Genomic DNA, 24653 nt, shown 5'->3' on the forward strand with positions numbered 1-24653 from the left:
TCTTTTTTTTATTTTTTGATTACTTTATTGGGTATCTCCAATTATGCATATCATCTGCTATATTATGTTGGATATTAAGCATTTTTTGTTTTAATATTGTCGAATAAGATTCAGCTCCAATAACAGGTAAATCATAATAGGTGTCCTGATATTCGAAACCTTCAATTGGGCTAATTACTGCAGCAGTTCCCGCTCCAAAAATCTCTTTCAAACTTCCATTCTTAGAGGCTTCTACAATTTCATGAACTGTAATTGGTCTTACTTCACAAGGAATATCATAATCCTCCGCTAACTGAATTAAACTCTTACGAGTCACACCATCAAGTATTCTATCACTTGTTGGAGCAGTAATGAGTGTGTCATTTATTCTAAAAAACACATTCATAGTTCCTGCCTCTTCTAAAAATGTATGTGTATCAGCATCTGTCCAAATAACTTGCTGATAGCCTTTTTGCTGGGCTAAATTAGTTGGGTAAAATTGTGCAGCATAATTACCAGCTGCTTTTGCATATCCAACTCCTCCATTTGCAGAACGACTAAATTGTTCAGCGATTAATACTTTAACTGTTCCACTGTAATAAGCTTTTACGGGTGCACAAATAATCATAAAACGATACTCTTTACCAGGGGCAGCAGCAATTACAGGGTCTATTGCAATAGCAAATGGTCTAACGTATAAAGAATTACCTACACCAGATTGTATCCAATCTTTATCAAGATTCAAAAGCGTTTCTAAACCTTCGAAAAAATAGTCCTTAGGGAATTCAGGCATAGCTAAACGTGCCGAAGATTTATTAATTCGATTGAAGTTTTCTTCAGGTCTGAATAAAAATACCTCGCCATTATCATCTTTATAAGCTTTCATGCCTTCAAAAACAGCTTGACCATAATGAAATACGCGAGCTGAAGGTTCCATTGGCATTGCTTGATAAGGCATTATCTTTGGTTGTTGCCATGCGCCATTTATATAATCACATATAAACATATGATCTGTAAAGGTGGTCCCAAATGTTAAGTTATCAAAATTCACCCCTTCTAATTTTGAGGAAGAAGCTTTTTCTATGTGTAAATTACTTGTATATATACTTGACATTATTGTGTTGTTTTGTTCTACAAAATTAGTCATTTCTACTGGGTTAAAGCATAATATTTTGTAAAAAAATACATAACTTTGTTAACTTAAAAGTTATAACAAAATGAAACATATTGTATCAATTTTACTGACAGTTTTAGTACTAGTGTCATGTAAAGAAGAAAAGAAGAATATTGAAGTTTCTGCTACTACAGAAGTTGAATCTCAAGCACAAGAGATTGATTATGCCTCTTTTGGAAAAGAAATTTCAGCAAATGACGCTCTAACTGCTAAACGTATGGCTGTACATTATGAAAATATGACAGTCGGCGATTCTATTGATGCTAAAATGATTGCAAAAGTAGATGAGGTATGTCAAGCTAAAGGCTGTTGGATGAAATTAGATTTGCCTAATGGAGAACAGGTTATGGTGAAATTTAAAGATTATGGATTTTTTATGCCTAAAGATATCTCAGGAAAAGAAGTTGTTATAAATGGGAAAGCTTTTGTAAATGAAGTTCCAGTTGATGAGCAACGTCATTATGCAGAAGATGGAGGAGCAACTCCAGAAGAGATTGCCAAAATTACTGAGCCTAAAAAAACATATTCATTTTTGGCAGATGGTGTTTTATTGAAATCTAAATAAGATTGCAACGTAAAATAATTACCACGGCAGACGGCTCTAAGACTATTCAAATTGAAGAATGGAACGAGCAATATCACTCTGTACATGGTGCTATACAAGAAGCAAATCATGTTTATATTAAGCATGGATTGCTTTTTTTTATTTCTGAAAATGAATTGAACCCAAATGAGGAGATCTCTATTTTAGAAATCGGTTTTGGAACAGGACTTAATGCGTTACTAACCTTTTTGAAGGCCAAAAGACTTAAGCAACAAATTAATTATGTTGGAGTAGAGGCGTTTCCTGTGTCTTCTGAAGAGTTAAATCAGCTTAATTATGCTTCAGAATTAGATATTGACCCCAAAGAATTTCTAAATCTTCATAAGTGTTCTTGGGAAACTTTGCATCATATATCTGATACATTTAAAATCACCAAACAGCAGAAGTTTTTTAAAGACATTTCTGAAGAGCATCAATACGATCTTATTTATTATGATGCTTTTGGAGCTAGAGTACAACCCGAACTTTGGACAGAGTCTATATTCAAAAGTATGTATAATGCCTTAAAACCTAATGGCGTCCTCACAACATATGCTGCCATAGGGCATGTAAGACGAACACTACAATCTTTAGGGTTTGTGGTAGAAAAACTGCAAGGCCCTCCAGGGAAACGTCACATGCTAAGAGCTGTTAAACGTTAAACCCTTACTAAAGTGCGTTAGCTTGATTTTGTATTTCAGTAAATTTGTAGTGCTATGCGTAAGATATTACTAACAGGAGCTACAGGTTTAATAGGACAAGAAATTGTTAAGGTTTGTCATGACCAAAATTATATTGTTCATTATCTCACAACATCTAAAAATAAACAATCTTCTCATAAAAATCATAAAGGGTTTTATTGGAATCCGAATAAAAGTGAGATTGATGTTAAGTGTTTTGATGGTGTAGATACTATTGTTAATTTAGTTGGTGCTACAATTTCTAATCGGTGGACAGATACGTATAAGAAAGAGATTATTACCAGTAGAACAAAAACTGCTCAATTATTACATAATACCATTAAGGCGCATAATCTTCCTATAAAGTATATTGTTTCTGCTAGCGCTATCGGTATTTATCCCGATTCTTTGATTAATTATTATGATGAGGATGAACCCGAAACTTCTAACTCTTTTTTGGGAGATGTCGTAAAAAAATGGGAAGCAGCAATAGATGATTTTTCTGCCTTAAATATCAAAGTTGCTAAGATTAGAATTGGTTTGGTATTGTCTAAGAATGGTGGTGCTTTGCCAGAAATAGCGAAACCTATTCGCTTTGGAGCAGGAGCAGCTTTTGGAAGTGGTAATCAATGGCAATCTTGGATTCATATTGAAGATTTGGTACATCTTTTTATTTACACAGTTGAACATCAGCTTGAAGGTGTTTATAATGGTGTATCTCCAAACCCCGTAACAAATTTAGAATTAACGAAAGCAGTGGCTAAAGTACTTCATAAGCCGCTAATTTTACCAAATATTCCCAAGCTCGCTATGAAACTTGTTCTTGGTGAGATGCATATTTTATTATTTGAAAGCCAGCGTGTAAGTGCTTCAAAAATTGAACACGAAGGTTTTGACTTTAAATACCATCATTTGGAACCGGCTCTTTTGGAAATTTTTAGTTAATAACTGTTGTTTTTAAGTCTTATCACGACCACGTAATTTTACCTGATTTTTATTAAGCGGAATTGTACGCTTAATTTGCCTTCTTATTTATAACAACTTTGTTGAATAATGATAACCACTTATTTATTCTAAAAAGTTTAATTATGAATAGCTTACCAAATATTCCTTTGACCATCGTATCACCAACAAATGTCAATGCACCATCATTTATAACGATTGGTTTGCAAAAAGATTCTAATTACTTAAGCGTACCTGTACCTAACGCTAAACAAGAACAATATTGGATGGTGATTTTTGAAAGACAAACCTTAAAAGTAGCCGAAAACTTTATGTTTTCTGATAACACTTCTGTGCCTACACAAGTGAGTTCTTATCTTAATAATAGTGATTATTTTTATGTATTTACAACTCAAATTATGGCATCTAATAGGGTTCCGACTAGTCATTTATATGATTGGCTAATTTCTGAAGGAGCTGGAGTAGGTTTGAAAACTATTGAACAAGAGTTTTATGCCCTTAACTGTGCAGCGTATAGGCTCTTTTCTTACACTTTTGTGAACATATTTGGTCCCAAAGTTAGTTCAAGTTTGGAGTTTTATAATTTTGAAAATAACCGTTTGGTTACAGCACTACAACTTATGCCAATTCAAATAGGAGGAACTACATCATACATGCCAATTAAAATTCGTTAACTTAAAAATATATATTATGTCAAATTCAAGCATCGCATTAACTATTAGTTCAATTAGAAATGAACGTACAAGTAATGAAATCGCAATAAGCGAAAAAGGCGCAGCTAACTATCAGCATGTGCAAACCAATTATCCGCCAACATCAAATACCTATTGGATGGTAATTTTTGATAGACGAACTCTAAAAATTGCTGAGAATATTGAATTCACAGATAATAGTGCACTTCCAAGTCAAGTGGCAAAATATCAAAATGATACCAATTACTTTTATGTGTTATCAACTCAGTTAATGAGCACACCAAATTTGCCAACAGGATCATTATATAAATGGTTAAGAGCTGAAGGTGCAGGAATGGAATTGACACGTGTAGAACAAGCAGCTGAAGCTTTAAATTGTGGGTCTTGGTCTTCAGTTTCGTATACTATTGTAGATGTATTTGGACCCAAAGATGCTAATACGTTTGAGTTTTCAGAATTGGTTGATCCGAGGCAAATTATTACTTTAAAATTAATGCCGATTGATATAGGCGGAACAACATACTACTCTCCAATAGGTCTAGCATAATGACAATTATTCAAAAAGATACTATTAATGAAAAGCAAAAAATTGTAGCTATTGGCTTATATGTGCCGGGTTCTGGTTTTACAAGAGTACTCACTTCTTTGTTCTCCAGACTTCAAGCTAATTATGAGATACATTGGTTAGCGATAGCATATAAGGGGGCAGTTACAGAAATCGATGGCTATACCATGTATCCAACTAATATTGAAGGAGGTGATCTCTATGCTGCCTATCAAATGGAGGCTTTAGTCAAAGAAATTATGGCAGATTTTGTTTTCATTTTAAATGATTTTTGGATGTTCAAAAATTATGAACGCGTCATAAGAACATTAAATCCTAAGCCAATTGCTGTGGCATATATTCCATTAGATGGAAAAATAGATAATCCAGAAGATGTACGAGATGTTGTATTCTTAGATGAATTGGTTTGCTACACTGAGTTTTCTTTAAATCAAACTATAAATGCATTTTCTAAACTGAATAAAGAAATGCAGCAACCACGTTGTCATATTATTCCACATGGTACTGATCTTGAAGATTTTTATCCATTGGAGCAAAGAGAACAGGTAAATCAATTGTTAAACCGAACTGCTATTAAATCGAAAATTTTTCCATCTATTAAAAATTTAGATGACAGCTTCATTGTACTTAATGCTAATCGTATTTCAGAGCGAAAAGCATTGCACTTAACAATCAAAGGCTTTGCGGAGTTTGCAAAGCATAAATCTGATGTGTATTTGTGTTTTCATGTTCCAAATACACCTGAATTTTTACTGGATCAACTAAGACATGAAATCAAGTCTTCAGGTGTTTCTAAACAAATAATTTTAAACCCCTTGGGGGAACATTACGTCTCAAATAAGGAATTGAACCTTTTATATAATGCTTGCGATGTTGGTGTAAATACTTCTTTGGGTGAAGGTTGGGGAATGATTGCCTTTGAACATGGTGCTACAGGAGCTGCTCAAATTGTTCCTAACCATACAGCTTGTAAAGAATTATGGAAAGAAAATGCCGAATTACTTGAGGTAAAAAAATGGAAGGTCCTTCACAATAATCCTTTTACTATGGGAGAGATAAAACCTCTTGCATTAACAAATGCATTAAATACCCTGTATGAAGATAAAACTTACTTGTTATCAATGTCACAAAAAGCATTCAATGTATCAAATTCTGGAAGTTATGATTGGAATAAAATAGCCAATTCTTGGGATCTAATATTTCAAAAAGCAAAACAACTAAAAGCGAGTCAAGAATCTGTTTTGGTTTGAACTGAGACTTAAAGTTTGTTATGTGATAATAATGGACACACAACTGAAAAAAAGAAAAACCCTGACAATATTGACAGGGCTTTTTTTCTTTTATTAAGAAAGTCTACTTAAGACTTTTTTGCTTTTATAGTAATTTTAATTTCCATATCATCATTGATAAATTTATCTCCTAGACCCTCAAATACAGATTTTGATCCATAATTAACACCCCAAGTTGTTCTATCAATAGTAAATGGTTCACTTTCAATAGTCATCATATCACCTTCATTAGAAATCGTTACCGGAAATGAGATATTATGTTTTTGTCCTTTTATGGTTAAATTGCCAGAAAGTCTTGTTTTGCCAGCTGCAATAGATTCGGTTCCAGTAATTTCAAAACCAGCAGTTGGAAACTTAGCAACGTCAAAAAAGTGATCTTCCTTACCTTCAACTGTGCCTTTTAAGTGTGCTTCTAAGTCTTCTTTTCCATCTCCAGCTTCTAAATCAGTTACATTAATAGATGTCATATCTATTAAAAAAGTACCACTTTGTAGTTTTCCATCATCAGTTTTAAAAACACCATTATCTAAATTTATGGTTCCAGCATGTGTTCCTGTTGGTTTAAATCCTTTCCATTCAATTGATGAATCCGAAACATTTACTGTATATTTTTGGGATGTGCTTTCGCTTACTGCAGCAGCTTCAGCATCACTAGTATTTGCTTCAGCAGCTTTGTCTTTGCAGCTTGTAAAAGTAATTGCTAAGGCTAAAATCATCGAGAATTTCAAAAATATTGTTTTCATAGTTTATGTTTTATTAATGTTTATGTTTTAACAAAAGTACATAATGTGAAAAAATATGTCAATTGATGTGAAAATAATTTGGTGACATTTTGACATTTTTATAATAATGGCAGTACTTTTGCCATCTTAAATCGAAGATTTATTTAATAAACCTATAACATGAGTAAAAAAGATAAAGATCAAACTATAGAAGAAGTTCAAGAGGGTGTAATGGAAAATGAAGAAACACCTCAAGCAGAAGAGTTGACTGTTGAAGAACAACTTAAGGAGGATTTAGCGAAAGAGAAAGATAAATTCATGCGATTATTTGCTGAATTTGAAAACTATAAAAAGCGCACAAATAAAGAGCGTATAGATTTGTTTAAAACTGCTAGTGAAGAGGTTATGCTTTCACTATTGCCAGTGTTAGATGATTTTGAACGCGCGCTATTACACATTGAAGAGGATAAAGAAGCCGAAGAATTAAGAAAAGGAGTGTTACTTATCTACAATAAATTATTATCAACTTTAGAAAAGAAGGGATTGTCAAAGATTGAGATTAACCAAGGAGATACTTTTAATGCTGACGATCATGAAGCGATTACTCAAATTCCTGCACCAAGTGATGATTTGAAAGGAAAAATTATAGATGTAATTGAAAAAGGGTATAAACTTGGAGACAAAGTTATTCGTTTCCCTAAAGTTGTAATCGGACAATAAATTAAGCATGGCTAAAAGAGATTATTACGAAGTATTAGGTGTTGAAAAAAATGCGTCTGCTGCAGAAATTAAAAAGGCATATCGTAAGAAGGCTTTAAAATTTCATCCAGATAAAAACCCTGATGATAAAGACGCAGAAGCTAAATTTAAAGAAGCTGCCGAAGCATATGAAGTATTAAGTAATGCTGATAAGAAAGCACGATATGATCAGTTCGGTCACCAAGCCTTTGATGGTGCTGGTGGTTTTGGTGGTGGAGGTATGAATATGGATGACATATTTAGCCAGTTTGGGGATATTTTCGGAGGTGCATTTGGAGGAGGAGGTTTCTCTGGCTTTGGTGGCGGTTTTGGCGGAGGTCAAAGACGCGTTAAAGGGAGTAATCTTAGAATAAGAGTGGCGTTGACTCTAGAAGAAGTTGCTAATGGTGTTGAAAAGAAAATTAAAGTAAAGCGAAAAATTCAAGCTCCTGGTACTACATATAAAACATGTGGGACTTGTAATGGTTCTGGACAAGTAACTCGAGTGACCAACACAATTCTTGGTCGTATGCAAACTGCATCAGCGTGTCCAACATGTAACGGAGCTGGTCAAAGTATTGATAAAAAACCATCTGATGCCGATGCTCAAGGATTAAAAGTTCAGGAAGAAACGGTTTCAGTTAAAATTCCTGCAGGCGTTGTAGATGGAATGCAGCTCAAAGTAACTGGTAAAGGAAATGAAGCTCCAGGGAATGGAATTTCTGGTGATTTATTAGTTGTTATAGAAGAGAAAGAACACGACACATTAAAACGAGAAGGTGATAACCTGCACTATGATTTATATGTAAGTTTACCAGATGCTGTTTTAGGAACATCAAAGGAAATTGATACGGTTACTGGCAAAGTGAGAATTAAGGTTGAAGCTGGTGTGCAATCGGGTAAAATTTTGCGCTTACGTGGTAAAGGAATTCCAAGTATTAATGGTTATGGTACTGGAGATTTACTGGTTCATGTAAATGTTTGGACACCAAAAACACTTAATAAAGAACAAAAACAGTTCTTTGAGAATATGAGGAACGACGAGCACTTCGACCCAAAGCCTGAGAGCTCTGATAAGTCGTTTTTTGAAAAAGTTAAAGATATGTTTTCATAACATACCCAATTTTAATAAAAAACACTATATTTGAATTATCACTAATCTCAATTAGTGGTAATTTTTCTTTTTCATAGCAATTTTTTCCCATCCTTAATTAGCTTTAAGGGTGGGTTTTGTTTTTTAAAGAAATGCCTTTTCTTCTTTTAATATTTAATATCTTTACCCACTATTGTTTACACTAAAACAAATTTCATGAGTAACTTATTGGTAGCCGATTCGGTTTCTAAAAATTTTGGTGATTTTAGAGCACTCAACAATGTCTCTATTTCTGTACCTAAAGGTAGTATTTTTGGATTATTAGGTCCAAATGGCGCTGGTAAAACTACCCTTATTAGAATTATCAATCAAATCACAATGCCAGATAATGGTCACGTGCTATTAGATGGTGAAGCATTGAAGCCTGAGCACATTCAAAACATAGGCTATCTGCCAGAAGAAAGAGGGCTTTATAAATCGATGAAAGTTGGAGAACAGGCATTGTACTTAGCACAGCTCAAAGGATTGACTAAACAAGAAGCAAAAAAACGCTTAAAATATTGGTTTGAAAAATTAGAGATTGGGGATTGGTGGAATAAAAAAATTCAAGAGTTAAGTAAAGGACAGGCTCAAAAAATTCAGTTTATTGTTACAGTTTTACATCAACCTAAACTATTAATCTTTGATGAACCTTTCTCTGGGTTTGATCCTATAAATGCCAATTTAATTAAAGATGAAATACTTCAATTAAGAGACGAAGGAGCTACTGTGATTTTTTCTACTCATCGTATGGAATCTGTTGAAGAATTATGTGATCATATTGCACTAATTCACAAATCGAATAAAGTGTTAGATGGAAAGTTGACCGATATCAAACGTCAGTATAAAACGAACACTTTTGAAGTTGGTTTGCAAACATCTAATGTTGATGCTGTAACTAGTGCTATCAAAGAAAAATTTCAGGTGATGCCAGCAACATTTAAAAACTTGAATGATGATGTTAAACTTAATATCAAATTAAATGCGCAAGATAATTCTAATGATCTTTTAAAGTTTTTAACCTCAAAAGCTGAAGTTCACCACTTTGTAGAAGTTATACCTAGTGCCAATGATATTTTTATTCAAACTGTAAAAAATAATTAAGATGAACCATTTGCCACTTATTATAAAACGAGAATATTTAACGAAGGTTAAAAACAAATCGTTTATCATAATGACCTTTGTGAGTCCGTTAATTATGGTTGCTCTTATAGCTTTAGTTGCTTATTTGTCACAACTTAATAATGATAAGGTTAAAACGATTTCTATATTAGACGAAACAGGAGTATTTAATGATATTTTTGTTGACAAAGAGTTTGTTAAGTATTCTAAATTAACTGATACAAGCCTCGAGACCGCCAAGGAATTAGTTAAAGCTAAAGAAGATTATGGATTGCTGTATATTCAAAAAGCTGCAGATACCTCAAGTGTTGTGTCTAATATTAAGTTTTTCTCTGAAGAATCACCATCTTTGAGTATAATGTCTAGCTTGGAGAATAAAATTGAAAAGAAACTAACCGATACTAATCTTAGAAATGAACAAGTAGATATTGATAAAATTAAAGCAGCTCAAGCCAATATCACTATAACTCAAGAAACTTATACTGGTGAACAAACCTCTAAGATTGATAATTATTTAAAACTCATATTTGGAGGAGCAGCTGGATATATGTTATTCATGTTTATAATCATTTACGGTAATATGATTATGCGTAGTGTTATAGAAGAAAAGACAAGTAGAATTATTGAAATTATCATTTCCTCAGTTAAACCAGTACAGTTAATGCTTGGTAAGATAATAGGTACTTCATTAGCTGGAATTACTCAATTTGCTATTTGGGTTCTATTAGGTAGTATTTTAACATTAGTTCTTTCAACTATCTTTGGGATTAGCATGACCGAAATGTCCACGCCACAACAAGATATGATGAATCAGGCAATGCAAAACCCTGATGTAGCCAATGAGGTGGAAATCGCAATACAGTCCTTCTTTAACTTGCCTTTGTTGAATCTAATTACTGCTTTCATGTTTTTCTTTATTGGAGGTTACTTATTATATAGTTCATTATATGCAGCAGTTGGAGCAGCTGTAGATAACGAAACAGATACTCAGCAGTTTATGTTGCCGATAATAATGCCTTTAATTTTGGCAGTTTATGTTGGGATATTTACAGTTATTGATGATCCTCATGGAACCGTTTCTACTGTGTTTTCGTTTATTCCGTTTACATCTCCAGTTGTGATGCTCATGCGAATTCCGTTTGGAGTTCCTATATGGCAACAAGTATTGTCATTTGTAATTCTTGCTAGCACATTTGTATTCACAGTTTGGTTCGCAGCTAAAATTTATCGCGTTGGTATTTTGATGTATGGTAAAAAACCAAGCTACAAAGAACTATATAAATGGATTAAATATTAATGCAGGATTTAGCTAAATCAGAAAATAAAATAATTGAAAACTCAACATGGGAAAAAACTAAAATCTTTCTCGGTGAGCATATAGATATTGGCGATAAAATAAGCATTTCTATCTTAGATATTATTGTTGTCATTACTGTTATTTTTATAACAACCCTTTTGCTGAGATTGGCCCTAAAAATATTAACTAGAAATTTACCACTAGAGGACAAAGGTAAGTTTAATGTAATATTTGGCTATTTTAGATGGTTAATTTATTTAGTGATTTTGCTAATTACTTTGCATAGTGTTGGTGTTAATGTTACTGCAATATTCGCCGCATCTGCAGCTTTATTAATAGGTGTAGGACTCGCTTTGCAAACCTTATTTCAAGATATTATTTCGGGAGTGTTTATTCTAATTGATCAATCTGTTCATGTTGGAGATATTATTGAGATTGAAGGTAAGGTTGGTCGTGTTGAAGAAATTAAATTAAGAACGACAAGAGCGGTAACTATTGACAACAAAGTATTGGTTATTCCAAATCATTTGTATTTAACCAATAGCTTATATAATTGGACTCAAAACGGAACATTGACTAGGGAGAGTATTTCTGTGGGAGTTGCATATGGTAGTGATGTTGAACTAGTAAAACGATTATTACTTCAAGCTGCAAGTAATCATCCTGATATAATTAGTTCACCAGAACCTGTGGTTGTGTTTAATGATTTTGGAGATAGTTCATTAGATTTTAAATTAATTTTCAGTATTGGAGATAGTTTTAAAGCGCAATTTCCTAAGAGTGATATTCGTTTTGAAATTGATAAACTATTCAGGGAGCACAATGTTTCAATTCCATTTCCACAAAGAGATATTCATATTATTGAGAAATCACAATAATTAGCACTAGTTTTAGTTTAAAATGTTTTGAATGTATTTATGATTAGAAAGGCGTTTAAATTTTTTTTGGTGATAGTCTGTTGTTGCTTTTCTCAGACAGTGATGGCGCAACTTACAGATCTCGCACGATTAGAATATTCTTTTATTCCTAAAAGTAATTCTGAAGATCAATACACACGCATAAGAGCTCTAGTTAATTACCCAATTAAAACTAAAGAAGATTGTTACTTAGTGATAGGAGCTGAGTATAACAGAATTATTCTTAACCTAGAAGATGATTATCCATTTGATACATCACTTTTAGAAACCATTAATGTGATAGATTTAAATATAGGTTATACCTTTAAAACTAGTGAGTATTGGCGACTTGGATTAAAGGCTAATCCGAGAGTGGCATCAACTTTGATTGAAAAGATTACATTTGAAGACGTATTTTTAAATGGAGGTGTTTTTGCGATTAACGATAAGACTAAAGACAAAAATTTAGAACGACCATATCGATTGGTTTTGGGCTTAACCTATAACACCACAACAGGAATCCCTTTTCCTTTACCGTTTGTAAGTTACTACAGACGTGTAAATGAGAAATGGTCATTTTCAGCAGGTGTTCCCAAATCTAATTTGAAATATTTCTTTACAGAAAAGAGCATGGCGCAAACTTTTATAAGTTTAGATGGATATTTTGCAAATTTGCAAAGACCACTCATTATAAATAATAAACAGGTAGATAATATCTCGTTATCATTGGCAGTAGCAGGAATTGGCTATGAGTATTTTTTAACCAAACACCTTGTGGCATATGCATATACTGGATATACATTTAGATTAAATAATGTATTACGTGATGATAATAGAGATGAAGTTTTTAAATTAGATGACGTAAATGCATTTTATTTAAGAACCGGAATAAAATTTAAAATATAATATGGCAAAAATTTTAGTAATTGAAGACGAAGCAGCAATTAGAAGAGTATTGGTGAAAATTCTTTCAGAAGAAAGTGATACTTACGAGGTCGATGAAGCTGAAGATGGTCTTGTTGGTATTGAAAAAATAAAAAAGGAAGATTTTGATTTAGTATTGTGTGATATTAAGATGCCTAAAATGGATGGTGTAGAAGTTCTTGAAGCGGTAAAAAAAGTCAAGCCAGAAACACCTATGGTTATGATTTCGGGTCACGGAGATTTAGATACTGCTGTGAATACTATGCGTCTTGGTGCTTTTGATTATATCTCGAAACCACCAGATTTAAACCGACTGCTCAATACTGTTAGAATTGCTCTAGATCGAAAAGAATTGGTTGTTGAGAATAAAATGCTCAAAAAGAAAGTGAGTAAAAAATATGAGATGATTGGTGAGAGCAAAGCCATTTCTCATATTAAAGACATGATTGAAAAGGTCTCTGCTACTGATGCAAGAGTGTTGATTACTGGTCCAAATGGAACTGGTAAAGAATTGGTGGCGCATTGGCTTCATCAAAAAAGTGGACGTTCTAAAGGTCCGTTAATTGAAGTGAATTGTGCGGCAATACCCGCAGAATTGATTGAAAGTGAGTTATTTGGTCATGTTAAAGGTGCATTTACTAGCGCAGTAAAAGACAGAGCAGGAAAGTTTGAAGCAGCTAATGGAGGTACAATTTTCTTAGATGAAATTGGAGACATGAGTTTGTCTGCTCAAGCTAAAGTATTGCGAGCGTTACAAGAAAATAAAATACAACGTGTAGGAAATGATAAGGATATCAAAGTTGATGTTCGTGTGGTTGCAGCCACAAATAAAGATTTGAAAACTGAAATTTCTGAAGGTCGTTTTAGAGAAGATTTATATCATAGGTTGGCAGTAATTTTAATTAAAGTGCCTGCTTTAAATGATAGACGTGAAGACATTCCGTTATTAGTAAATCATTTTTCTGCTAAAATTTCCGAAGAACAAGGAACGGCTAAAAAAGAGTTTTCTAATAAAGCCATAAAATTACTCCAAGAGTATGATTGGACAGGTAATATTCGTGAATTGCGAAATGTTGTTGAACGTTTAATTATCTTGGGGGAAAAAGAAGTGAGTGAAAATGATGTGAAATTGTTTGCATCTAAATAAGGTTTAGTATGAAAGATATAAACACTAATCAATTTAAAGTAACTGAAACGATTCAGTTAGAAAACATATCTACCACTTTTGATCTGGAAGCAGAAAAGAAGGAGGTGGAAAAAGAGTTAGAAGCTGTTAGAGAAAAGTTAGGAGATTTTCAGAATACCATATATGCACATGGTAAATATGCGATTCTCATTTGTATTCAAGGCATGGATACAGCTGGAAAAGATAGTATGATTAGAGAAGTGTTTAAAGATTTTAACACAAGAGGTATTGTGGTACATAGCTTTAAAGTGCCTACTGAGTTAGAACGCAATCACGATTACTTATGGCGACATTATATTGCACTACCAGCTCGCGGAAAGTTTGGTGTATTCAATAGAACACATTATGAAAATGTATTAGTAACTAGAGTACATCCAGGTTATATTTTAGGAGAAAACCTACCTGATGTTAATTCTATCGATGATGTAAATGAAGCTTTTTGGGATAAGCGTTTTGATCAAATCAATGATTTCGAAAAACATATCGCTCAAAATGGCACTATTGTTTTTAAATTCTTTTTGCATTTGTCTAAAGACGAACAAAAAAACAGACTGCTTAGACGTTTAAAACGAGCAGACAAAAACTGGAAATTTTCACCAGGAGATTTAAAAGAACGTAAACTTTGGGGTCGTTATCAGGAGTGTTATGAAGATGCAATTAATAGAACATCAAAGCCTCATGCACCTTGGTATGCTATACCAGCTGACGATAAGCCTACTGCTCGCTATATTGTAGCTCGAATTTTATATGACACGCTTATCCAGTATAAGGATATTGTTGAGCCTGAGTTAGATGAGGAGGTGAAATCTCATCTTGATGAATACATTAAACAGCTAGAAAGTGAATAACTCTATTTTTTAAGATTTCTTTTTAATTCATAACTATTTAAAATAGTATCTTTAGGCTTCAATGAAAAACCCCGTCATATGAAGCAATTGCTTGTTATTCTATTATGTAGCATCACAGCCCATGTTTCCGCACAAACTGATGCTGAAAATCTAAAAAAAATTTACTCTAATTCCCTTACCAATGGAATGAGCTATCAATGGTTAGATCATTTGTCTAATCAAATTGGTGGACGATTATCAGGTTCCTTAAATGCTGATAAAGCAGTGCAATATACAAAGGAAGAACTTGAAAAAATAGGCTTAGATAAGGTTTGGTTGCAACCCGTTATGGTGCCACGATGGGTTAGAGGTGCTCCAGAATTTGCTTACATTGAAACGTCGCCAGGTGTAACAACTAATGTAAATATTTGCGCGCTTGGTGGTTCTATTGCAACACCTAATGGAGGTGTTAAAGCTAAAGTGGTTGAAGTCAATTCTTATGAAGATTTAAAGACTTTAGGAGAGGACAAGATTAAAGGTAAAATTGTCTTTATCAATAGACCAATGCAAGCCGATTTAATCAATACTTTTGAGGCTTATGGAGGATGTTCGTCTGAGCGTTATAGAGGCGCAGCTGAAGCTGCAAAATATGGTGCGGTAGGAACAATAGTACGTTCTTTAAACTTAAGATTGGATGATTATCCGCATACGGGAAGTATGAGTTATGGCGATTTGCCAAATAATAAGCGTATTCCATCTGCAGCTATTAGTACTAATGATGCTGAATTATTAAGCGGTATGCTAGCGCTTAATAAAGATCTGAAATTTTCATTCAGTCAAAATTGTAAAAACTTATCAGACGTACAGTCTTATAATGTGATTGGGGAAATTACTGGAAGCGAATTTCCTAATGAAATTATAGTTGTTGGTGGGCATTTAGATTCATGGGATTTAGGAGATGGCTCTCATGACGATGGTGCAGGAGTTGTACAGTCGATGGATGTGTTAAGATTACTTAAAGAAAGTGGTATTAGCCCTAAGAGAACAATTCGAGCAGTGTTATTTATGAATGAGGAAAATGGATTGCGCGGAGGTAATAAATATGCTGAAGTTGCACAGTCAAAAAATGAAAATCACATTTTTGCTTTAGAAAGTGATTCTGGTGGATTTACACCTAGAGGATTTAGTTTTCAATCTAGTGAAGAAATGTTGAAAAAAGTGCAAAGTTGGAAGCCTTTATTTAAACCTTATTTAATTCATTTTTTTGAAGCTGGTTATAGTGGGGCAGATATTGGTCCGTTAAAAAATGACAATATTGTTCTTGCTGGCTTACGACCAGATTCGCAACGATATTTTGATCATCACCATGCAGCTAATGATACATTTGAACACGTAAACAAGCGAGAATTAGAATTAGGAGCAGCATCGATGACGTCTTTAATTTATCTTATTGATAAATATGGAACAACAGAATCAATATCTAATAAAGAAGAATTAAGAGATTAAAACGTTCTTAATACTCATTAAAATTTGTTTAATATGAAACATATATTACTAATCCTATCGTTGTGCTTTACAACTTTGGTTACAGCTCAAGACAAAAGTGAAAAAGCGGCACTTCCTTATTATGAAGTTCCCGACTATTATGAAACTTATACTGCAGGTACAGTAGCTGCCAGAATGGTAGACGGTTTGGGTTTTCGTTATTATTGGTCTAGTGAAGGGCTTACACAGAAAGATTTAGAGTTCAAACCTAGCGAAGATGCACGTTCTACAGAAGAAACAATTAATCATATACTGAATTTATCATACGTTATTCTAAATTCAACCTTGAATAAAAATAATGAAAAGATCGATATGTCTAAAATGAGTTTTGCTGATAAACGAAAGCAAACCTTAATGAATTTAAAAATGGCCTCAGATATTCTTAGGAAGAGCGATAATATTCAAGAACATGAAATTATTTTTGGTGAGAATAAATTTCCATTTTGGAATCAAATTAATGGACCAATAGCTGATGCAATTTGGCATAGTGGACAATTAGCTTCCTTTAGACGATCTTCTGGAAATCCAATTAGCTCAAACATTAGTTTTTTAAGAGGGAAGGTTAAGAAAAACTAATGAGTAAAGCATTCTTAGATCAAATTCATCCTGTACTACCTGTTAGAGATGTGTCTAGGTCAATTGATTATTATGTGAAAAAACTTGGTTTTAATCTAGCTTTCAAAGACGATGGTAGTGATCCAAAATATGCTGGTGTTGTAAGAGATGGTATTGAAATTCATTTGCAATGGCATGATGAAAATGATTGGATAGATGGTATGGATAGTTCATTATTAAGAATTTATGTTGATAATGTAGATTGTTTGTATGAAGAGTATAAAACACAATCTGTTTTTCATATACATACCAAACTGAAAAATACGCTTTGGTATACACGAGAATTTGGATTTTATGATATTGATAAGAATGGTTTGATTTTTTATAAGAATTTTCGCTCTTCGGAATGATTTTTGATGCATTTTGGTTAGATTTTTAACAGTATATACAAGAATAATCAACTTGTTGCTACTTTGTATTGAAAAATTTACTAACCAATTCTTATATAAATGAAAGTAAACACATACTTACTCCTCTTCATTGCTTATACATTACACTTTAGCCCACTTTATGCTCAACAAACAGATATTTTATCCTCATTTGAAGACTATTCTGAGATGGATCGTGAAGTTGTGTATTTGCATTTAAACAAGTCGACCTACATCAAAGGTGAATCTATTGGATTAAAAGCCTATGTCTTAGATAAAGGAAGCAAACAACTCTCTAACGAAACCACAAATTTATATTGTAAGATAAGTGATGCTGAAGGCACTATAATAAAAAAGAAACTCTTATTAGTTAATAATGGTATTGCAATCAACGACTTTACCATAGATAGTTTATTTACATCTGGAGAGTATAAAATTATAGCTTATACCAATTGGATGAAGAACTTTGATGAGCGCAATTATTTCTCTCAGAAGATTAGAGTAATAGACCCAGAAGTAGAGGTAGAAGCAAAACAACTACAATCAGCTGCAGCAATAGATCCGCAATTTTTACCTGAAGGCGGACATCTTGTTGCTGGTGTTGAAACCATAATTGGAGCTGTTATAAAAGATAGTAATGGTTTTGGGGTTTCAAATGTTGACTGCAAAGTGGTTGATTCTAAAGGTAATGAAATAACAAATTTTAAGTTAAACCAATTTGGTCTAGGACGCTTTAGTTTAAAGCCTCAAATAGATGAAAATTATAGTGTAACTTTTAAGGTTGATGAGAAAGAGCATGCCTTTAAGATTCAAAAAGTGGCACCAAAAGGTGTGGGACTTAATGTTTCTAAATTAAAAGATCGAACCTTTATAAAGCTTAAAACAAACAACTCGACGTTAGGCGAATTACAGAATAAGGTATTTACGTTTATTATACATAATGGTAATGAATTGAAGGAGTTTAACTTTAGATTTAATGATGAATTAGAGGTTATAAAAGCAGTATCTAATAGTGATTTATTTCCAGGTATAAATATTGTTACAGTCTTTGATGACAATAATAGACCAATTCTTGAACGGCAAATATTCAATTATGAAGGACTAAACTTCACGTCTTCAAATATGCCACAAGTTCAAAAGAAAGGAGACTCATTAATGGTGTCTATTCCTTATAAAGATTTAAACTTAAACGCATTTAATAATTTTAGTATTTCTGTATTGCCTTCTAAAACAAGAGCCTATAATCATCATGAAAATATTTCCTCTTCAATACTATTGCAACCTTACGTAAGAGGTCATATTGAAAATGCTCATTATTATTTTACAGAGATTACACCTAAAAAGCAATATCAACTTGATAATGTCTTATTAACACAGGGATGGAGTAGTTATGATTGGGATACGATATTTAATAATCCACCAGATTATGACTACGATTTTGAAAATGGGATTGGCTATGTAGCAAATTTCACAAATAATAATCAGCAACAACTAATTATTTATCCTACGTTAAATAACCCAATGGAAATCATTGAATTAAAGCCAGGTGAAATGGCCTTCGAAAAGCAAGGGTTCTTTCCAATTTCAGAAGAGCAAATAGAGATTGGAGCTATTAACGCTAAAGGTAAACCCGTAAAGCCGAATGTGGTATTAAAGTTTAGTCCAGACCGAATTCCAGATTTCAAATGGAGTAATGATAACTTGCTTTTGCCTAGAGAAGTGCGATCTTCTGAAATGAATAATTATAATGAGTTTAAGACGGGTTGGGGTAAAATTGAACAATTAGACGAAGTAAAGCTTACAGGGAAAAGAGAATACACAAAGGTAGAACGGATTAAAAATGCAACAATTGGTAAAGTTGAATTTTTTGATAATAAGAAAAAATTAAAATGGCAAACAGTAGGACGTTATTTGAGTACTAGAGGATTTGTTGTTTTAGAGAACAAGGCAGGAAGTGATGGAGGGTTTGAGATTTATAGACGAACACCAGCTACGTTTAAAGGGACTAAGTCAGCTGACAATATACCTGTTATTTATATAGATGATATTATTCTACATAAAGAATTGAATATCTTAAGAGATATGAGATTAGATGAAATTGACTATATAGAGGTTAATCATTCTGGACTTGGAGCTGGTATGCGCGGTGGTGGTGGAGTTGTGAAAATAAAAACAAGCCCTATGAGTTCATATAAAGAAACTGAAAAGAAAATTGTACATAAAAGCTTTGATGTACCACTAAAGTTTGATGTAGCAAAGCGTTTTTATATCCCAAAATATGCCTCATTTAAAAGTGATTTTTTTAATGAATATGGTATTGTAGATTGGTTTTCTAATGTGAGCACTGATGCTTCTGGAGTTCTGAAGTTGAAAATATTTGATAACCAATCTACAAACTTGAAGCTTTATATTGAGGGGGTTTCTAATAATGGAACCTTTATTTCTGAAATCAAACATTTAACCATTAATTAAGTATGAAGTATTATTATTTGGCCGTTTTACTCTGCAATGTTTTTCTTCAAACCATAGATGCTCAATCTAGTTTTAAGGATTATGATATTTTATCCTCATTTGAAGACTATTCTGAGATGGATCGTGAAGTTGTGTATTTGCATTTAAACAAGTCGACCTACATCAAAGGTGAATCTATTGGATTAAAAGCCTATGTCTTAGATAAAGGAAGCAAACAACTCTCTAACGAAACCACAAATTTATATTGTAAGATAAGTGATGCTGAAGGCACTATAATAAAAAAGAAACTCTTATTAGTTAATAATGGTATTGCAATCAACGACTTTACCATAGATAGTTTATTTACATCTGGAGAGTATAAAATTACAGCTTATACCAATTGGATGAAGAACTTTGATGAGCGCAATTATTTCTCTCAGAAGATTAGAGTAATAGACCCAGAAGTAGAGGTAGAAGCAAAACAACTACAATCAGCTGCAGCAATAGATCCGCAATTTTTACCTGAAGGCGGACATCTTGTTGCTGGTGTTGAAACCATAATTGGAGCTGTTATAAAAGATAGTAATGGTTTTGGGGTTTCAAATGTTGACTGCAAAGTGGTTGATTCTAAAGGTAATGAAATAACAAATTTTAAGTTAAACCAATTTGGTCTAGGACGCTTTAGTTTAAAGCCTCAAATAGATGAAAATTATAGTGTAACTTTTAAGGTTGATGAGAAAGAGCATGCCTTTAAGATTCAAAAAGTGGCACCAAAAGGTGTGGGACTTAATGTTTCTAAATTAAAAGATCGAACCTTTATAAAGCTTAAAACAAACAACTCGACGTTAGGCGAATTACAGAATAAGGTATTTACGTTTATTATACATAATGGTAATGAATTGAAGGAGTTTAACTTTAGATTTAATGATGAATTAGAGGTTATAAAAGCAGTATCTAATAGTGATTTATTTCCAGGTATAAATATTGTTACAGTCTTTGATGACAATAATAGACCAATTCTTGAACGGCAAATATTCAATTATGAAGGACTAAACTTCACGTCTTCAAATATGCCACAAGTTCAAAAGAAAGGAGACTCATTAATGGTGTCTATTCCTTATAAAGATTTAAACTTAAACGCATTTAATAATTTTAGTATTTCTGTATTGCCTTCTAAAACAAGAGCCTATAATCATCATGAAAATATTTCCTCTTCAATACTATTGCAACCTTACGTAAGAGGTCATATTGAAAATGCTCATTATTATTTTACAGAGATTACACCTAAAAAGCAATATCAACTTGATAATGTCTTATTAACACAGGGATGGAGTAGTTATGATTGGGATACGATATTTAATAATCCACCAGATTATGACTACGATTTTGAAAATGGGATTGGCTATGTAGCAAATTTCACAAATAATAATCAGCAACAACTAATTATTTATCCTACGTTAAATAACCCAATGGAAATCATTGAATTAAAGCCAGGTGAAATGGCCTTCGAAAAGCAAGGGTTCTTTCCAATTTCAGAAGAGCAAATAGAGATTGGAGCTATTAACGCTAAAGGTAAACCCGTAAAGCCGAATGTGGTATTAAAGTTTAGTCCAGACCGAATTCCAGATTTCAAATGGAGTAATGATAACTTGCTTTTGCCTAGAGAAGTGCGATCTTCTGAAATGAATAATTATAATGAGTTTAAGACGGGTTGGGGTAAAATTGAACAATTAGACGAAGTAAAGCTTACAGGGAAAAGAGAATACACAAAGGTAGAACGGATTAAAAATTCTACGGTAGGTAAGGTGACGTTTATAGACGAAAAAATTAAGAGACATTATAAAACCATTCTAAATTTTATAGATACTAAAGGGTTTAATGCTTATGTTAGCCCAGCGAGTATTCCTACAACATTCGTCGTAACAACAAGAGTTCCTGCCAGTATTAATGCTAGCCCAGTGACGATAATTTATTTAGATGATATGGTGTTGCACGGAGATCACAGTGTTTTGATTGGCATGCGAATGGATGATGTTGAATATATTGAAACTAACCCGTCTGGAATAGGAGCAGGAATGCGCGGTGGAGGTGGAGTTATTAAAATAAAAAGAAATCCATTCAAAGTTTTCGAAGATGCTCCAATTAAAATTGAACACAAAACTTTTGATGTGCCATTAAAATTTGACGTAGCTAAGCGTTTTTATATCCCAAAATATGCCTCATTTAAAAGTGACTTTTTTAAAGAATATGGTATTGTAGATTGGTTTTCTAATGTGAGTACTGATGTTTCTGGTGTACTGAAATTGAAAATATTTGATAACCAATCTACAAACCTGAAGCTTTTTATTGAAGGGTTTTCTAATGATGGAACCTTTATTTCTGAAATTAAAGAATTAAACATTAATTAATTATGAAAGCATCAACACAGTCTTTTTTCGCATTTATATTTCTTGTATGCTCCCAGTTTATAACCTCTCAACAGCAGAATGCAAATATTGATGTTATATCTGCGTATGAAGATTATACCGAAATGGATAGAGAGATAGTTTTTGCGCATCTCAACAAGTCCATTTATATCAAAGGGGAATCTATAGGAGTTAAATTTTATGTATTAGATAAATACAGTAAGCAACTTGCCACTCAAGCAGCAAACTTATATTGCACAATTTCTGATGCAGATGGCAAAGTCATAGATCGAAAAATGTTCATGGTAGAAAATGGAACGGCCATAGGAGGTTTTGATATTGGAGACGATTATACGTCGGGACATTATAAAATAAAGTGCTATACGAATTGGATGCGGAATTTTGACGAAGACAATTTATTTGTTGAAACCATAAGAATCATAGATCCATTAGTTGAACAACAAATGGTTTCAAAAATAGAACCAAGTAAGATAGATGCTCAATTTCTACCTGAATGTGGTCATTTGTTGAATGATACTGAAAATATTTTAGGAATCGTTATAAAAAATTCACAAGGATTAGGAATTCCTGGTGTTGAAGGTGAACTCGTAAATGAAAATGATGACATTATAACGAATTTTAAAGTCAATCAGTTTGGTATTGGAAAGTGTTTATTTACTCCAAAAAGTGGGGAACAATATCGTGCAAAATTCACTCATGGTGAAAAAGAATATGTTACAGATATTACCAATATAAAGCCAGAGGGTATTGCAATGAGTTTGAATCCGTTAAAGGGTAAAATCGCTTTGACGTTAAAAACAAATTCTGCAACACTTCCAAAAATTAATAATACCTTCTATAAACTAGCCATTCATAATGGACAAGAATTAAAAGAAATAGCATTTAAATTTGGTGATCAGACTAAAGTCATTAAAATTATTGCTAATCAAGACTTATTTAGCGGTCTAAATATATTTACCATTTTTGATGTCAATAATAATCCTTTATTAGAACGCTTATATTATAATTATGAAGGTGTAAATACACTTAGTTCTGAAACAGAAAGCATTCATGTGTCTAGTGATACTATTTCGATTACTCTACCTTATAAGGTTAATAATGCAAAGACGTTAAGCAGTTTGAGTGTTTCGGTTTTGCCTATAAATACAAATTCATTTCATCACCAGAATATCATCTCTCAATCAACACTACAACCCTATCTTAAAGGTTACGTCGAGCAAGCACAATATTATTTTAATGATGTTACACCTAAAAAACAATTCGAATTAGACAACCTACTTATTACTCAAGGTTGGAGTAGTTATGATTGGAATACAATTTTTAATGCGCCACCTGAATATGATTTTGATTATGAAAATGGAGTAAGTTACACAATTAATTCTTCAAATAAAGGTGATAAACAATTGATGATATTTCCAACGTTAAACCATCCCATGAAGTTAGTAACATTAACCAGTGACAATAGTTCTTATACTGCATCAGGATTATTTCCAGTGGATAATGAGGAGGTGAGAATACGTGAAATTAACGATAATGGTAAAGTGACAAAACCAAATTTGTATGTTCAATTTGATCCTATAAAAATACCAGAATTAGAGAGTAGTATAAAGCCTTTAAAGATTGATGTTTCTGATGCAAAATCAAAAAGTATGGATTTGGCAATTGCCACTGCATTTAAAAAAATAGAACGATTGGATGAGGTAGTTATCAATAAAAAGAAAGAGTATACTAAAATAGAAAAACTCAATAATAGAAGTTTAGGTAATGTAGAAGCTATTGATGAAACTCTTGTAAGACGTTATAGAACGCTCGTACGATATCTTAGAGATAAAGGATGGACTGTTTATGATACGCCAGGGAAATTTGAAATTTATAACAATCAAGCGAGTAGTTTCAGAAGTCGGTCTTTTGAACAGAAATTCACTACAAATGGAGAAGCAATTTTATCGTCTGCAGAACCTCAGGTTTCTGCGACCCCAACACCAACAGATGATGATCATACCATTTTTGTTCAAGACGGAAGTTCACTTCCAATAGTATACTTAGACGGAATGATTTTGCATGAAGATCTTACCATGTTGAAAGAATTAACTTTAGATCAAATTGAATGGGTTGAGGTTAATAAGTCTGGTGTAGGTGGCGGTATGCGATCTGGAGGAGCTGGATTAATACGAATTAAAACCAAACCTGCAAGTAAGGTTAAATTGCCTTCAACTGAAGTTTATGGAACTTATGATATTCCGTTGAAATTTTCGGTTGCTAAGAAATTCTACATCCCAGAATATGTGTCTTATGAAACCGATTTCTTTAAAGAGTTTGGGGTTGTAGACTGGATGCCTAATCTAACATTAAACAATGATGGGCAATTACAATTTGCAATCATCAATAAAGATATAAAACATTTTAAAGTACATATTGAAGGTGTTATTAATAATGGTACGTTTATTTCAGAAGATAAAGAACTAAAAATTGATTAATT

Annotated in this window: 22 protein-coding genes; 20 read left to right on the forward strand and 2 right to left on the reverse strand. The window is 32.8% G+C overall.

What is annotated here, in order from left to right:
* Window positions 1-19: 19 nt before the first annotated feature.
* Entirely contained in the window at window positions 20-1093 is a 1074-nt protein-coding gene (locus tag ACTU6T_RS11900; protein ID WP_460218417.1) for a branched-chain amino acid aminotransferase, read from the reverse strand.
* Between the two features lie 103 nt (window positions 1094-1196).
* Between ACTU6T_RS11900 and ACTU6T_RS11905 the strand changes: the two genes are divergently transcribed.
* The 6 genes from ACTU6T_RS11905 to ACTU6T_RS11930 all read left to right on the forward strand — a co-directional run bounded on the left by ACTU6T_RS11905 (window position 1197) and on the right by ACTU6T_RS11930 (window position 5886).
* Window positions 1197-1718 carry a DUF4920 domain-containing protein gene (locus tag ACTU6T_RS11905; protein WP_460218418.1) on the forward strand — a complete coding sequence of 174 codons (522 nt, stop codon included), beginning with the start codon at window positions 1197-1199 and terminating at the stop codon, window positions 1716-1718.
* A gap of 2 nt (window positions 1719-1720) precedes the next feature.
* Complete coding sequence (gene mnmC2, locus ACTU6T_RS11910) at window positions 1721-2398, forward strand: tRNA (5-methylaminomethyl-2-thiouridine)(34)-methyltransferase MnmC2 (RefSeq protein ID WP_460218419.1); 678 nt, start codon at window positions 1721-1723, stop codon at window positions 2396-2398.
* 54 nt (window positions 2399-2452) lie between these two features.
* Window positions 2453-3361, forward strand: coding sequence for a TIGR01777 family oxidoreductase (locus ACTU6T_RS11915; protein ID WP_460218420.1), 909 nt, complete (start codon window positions 2453-2455; stop codon window positions 3359-3361).
* A 143-nt stretch (window positions 3362-3504) separates the two neighbouring features.
* Window positions 3505-4053 (forward strand): hypothetical protein, encoded by a 549-nt coding sequence (locus ACTU6T_RS11920; RefSeq protein WP_460218421.1) that lies wholly within the window; start codon window positions 3505-3507, stop codon window positions 4051-4053.
* A gap of 16 nt (window positions 4054-4069) precedes the next feature.
* Window positions 4070-4618 carry a hypothetical protein gene (locus ACTU6T_RS11925; protein WP_460218422.1) on the forward strand — a complete coding sequence of 183 codons (549 nt, stop codon included), beginning with the start codon at window positions 4070-4072 and terminating at the stop codon, window positions 4616-4618.
* Window positions 4618-5886, forward strand: coding sequence for a glycosyltransferase (locus ACTU6T_RS11930; RefSeq protein ID WP_460218423.1), 1269 nt, complete (start codon window positions 4618-4620; stop codon window positions 5884-5886). Before ACTU6T_RS11925 ends, ACTU6T_RS11930 begins: the two co-directional genes overlap by 1 nt.
* A gap of 107 nt (window positions 5887-5993) precedes the next feature.
* Here ACTU6T_RS11930 and ACTU6T_RS11935 read toward each other — a convergent pair whose 3' ends face one another.
* Window positions 5994-6668 (reverse strand): YceI family protein, encoded by a 675-nt coding sequence (locus ACTU6T_RS11935; RefSeq protein ID WP_460218424.1) that lies wholly within the window; start codon window positions 6666-6668, stop codon window positions 5994-5996.
* A 159-nt stretch (window positions 6669-6827) separates the two neighbouring features.
* Between ACTU6T_RS11935 and ACTU6T_RS11940 the strand changes: the two genes are divergently transcribed.
* The 14 genes from ACTU6T_RS11940 to ACTU6T_RS12005 all read left to right on the forward strand — a co-directional run bounded on the left by ACTU6T_RS11940 (window position 6828) and on the right by ACTU6T_RS12005 (window position 24651).
* Window positions 6828-7367 (forward strand): nucleotide exchange factor GrpE, encoded by a 540-nt coding sequence (locus ACTU6T_RS11940; RefSeq protein WP_460218425.1) that lies wholly within the window; start codon window positions 6828-6830, stop codon window positions 7365-7367.
* 7 nt (window positions 7368-7374) lie between these two features.
* The gene (gene dnaJ, locus ACTU6T_RS11945) at window positions 7375-8499 is read left to right on the forward strand and encodes a molecular chaperone DnaJ (RefSeq protein ID WP_460218426.1); all 1125 of its coding nucleotides are present in this window, start codon (window positions 7375-7377) and stop codon (window positions 8497-8499) included.
* Between the two features lie 195 nt (window positions 8500-8694).
* Complete coding sequence (locus tag ACTU6T_RS11950) at window positions 8695-9621, forward strand: ABC transporter ATP-binding protein (protein ID WP_460218427.1); 927 nt, start codon at window positions 8695-8697, stop codon at window positions 9619-9621.
* Between the two features lies 1 nt (window position 9622).
* Complete coding sequence (locus ACTU6T_RS11955) at window positions 9623-10936, forward strand: ABC transporter permease (protein WP_460218428.1); 1314 nt, start codon at window positions 9623-9625, stop codon at window positions 10934-10936.
* Window positions 10936-11814 carry a mechanosensitive ion channel family protein gene (locus ACTU6T_RS11960; protein WP_460218429.1) on the forward strand — a complete coding sequence of 293 codons (879 nt, stop codon included), beginning with the start codon at window positions 10936-10938 and terminating at the stop codon, window positions 11812-11814. The genes ACTU6T_RS11955 and ACTU6T_RS11960 overlap by 1 nt, the downstream gene beginning before the upstream one ends.
* 102 nt (window positions 11815-11916) lie before the next feature.
* Window positions 11917-12738, forward strand: a complete 822-nt coding sequence (locus tag ACTU6T_RS11965; protein ID WP_460218430.1) for a DUF6268 family outer membrane beta-barrel protein — start codon at window positions 11917-11919, stop codon at window positions 12736-12738.
* Window position 12739: 1 nt separating this feature from the next.
* Window positions 12740-13903: a sigma-54-dependent transcriptional regulator gene (locus tag ACTU6T_RS11970; protein WP_460218431.1), complete on the forward strand. Its 1164-nt coding sequence runs from the start codon at window positions 12740-12742 to the stop codon at window positions 13901-13903.
* A gap of 8 nt (window positions 13904-13911) precedes the next feature.
* Window positions 13912-14790, forward strand: coding sequence for a PPK2 family polyphosphate kinase (locus tag ACTU6T_RS11975; protein ID WP_460218432.1), 879 nt, complete (start codon window positions 13912-13914; stop codon window positions 14788-14790).
* A 78-nt stretch (window positions 14791-14868) separates the two neighbouring features.
* Window positions 14869-16275 (forward strand): M20/M25/M40 family metallo-hydrolase, encoded by a 1407-nt coding sequence (locus ACTU6T_RS11980; RefSeq protein ID WP_460218433.1) that lies wholly within the window; start codon window positions 14869-14871, stop codon window positions 16273-16275.
* A 33-nt stretch (window positions 16276-16308) separates the two neighbouring features.
* A complete protein-coding gene (locus ACTU6T_RS11985) occupies window positions 16309-16890 on the forward strand; it encodes a hypothetical protein (protein WP_460218434.1) in 582 nt (193 codons plus the stop codon).
* Window positions 16890-17279, forward strand: a complete 390-nt coding sequence (locus tag ACTU6T_RS11990; RefSeq protein ID WP_460218435.1) for a VOC family protein — start codon at window positions 16890-16892, stop codon at window positions 17277-17279. Before ACTU6T_RS11985 ends, ACTU6T_RS11990 begins: the two co-directional genes overlap by 1 nt.
* Window positions 17280-17378: 99 nt before the next feature.
* Window positions 17379-19769, forward strand: coding sequence for a hypothetical protein (locus ACTU6T_RS11995; protein ID WP_460218436.1), 2391 nt, complete (start codon window positions 17379-17381; stop codon window positions 19767-19769).
* A gap of 2 nt (window positions 19770-19771) precedes the next feature.
* Window positions 19772-22156, forward strand: a complete 2385-nt coding sequence (locus tag ACTU6T_RS12000) for a hypothetical protein (protein ID WP_460218437.1) — start codon at window positions 19772-19774, stop codon at window positions 22154-22156.
* A gap of 2 nt (window positions 22157-22158) precedes the next feature.
* Window positions 22159-24651, forward strand: coding sequence for a hypothetical protein (locus ACTU6T_RS12005; RefSeq protein ID WP_460218438.1), 2493 nt, complete (start codon window positions 22159-22161; stop codon window positions 24649-24651).
* The last annotated feature ends 2 nt before the right edge of the window (window positions 24652-24653 follow it).

The sequence above is a fragment of the Psychroserpens citreus genome (assembly GCF_055686305.1).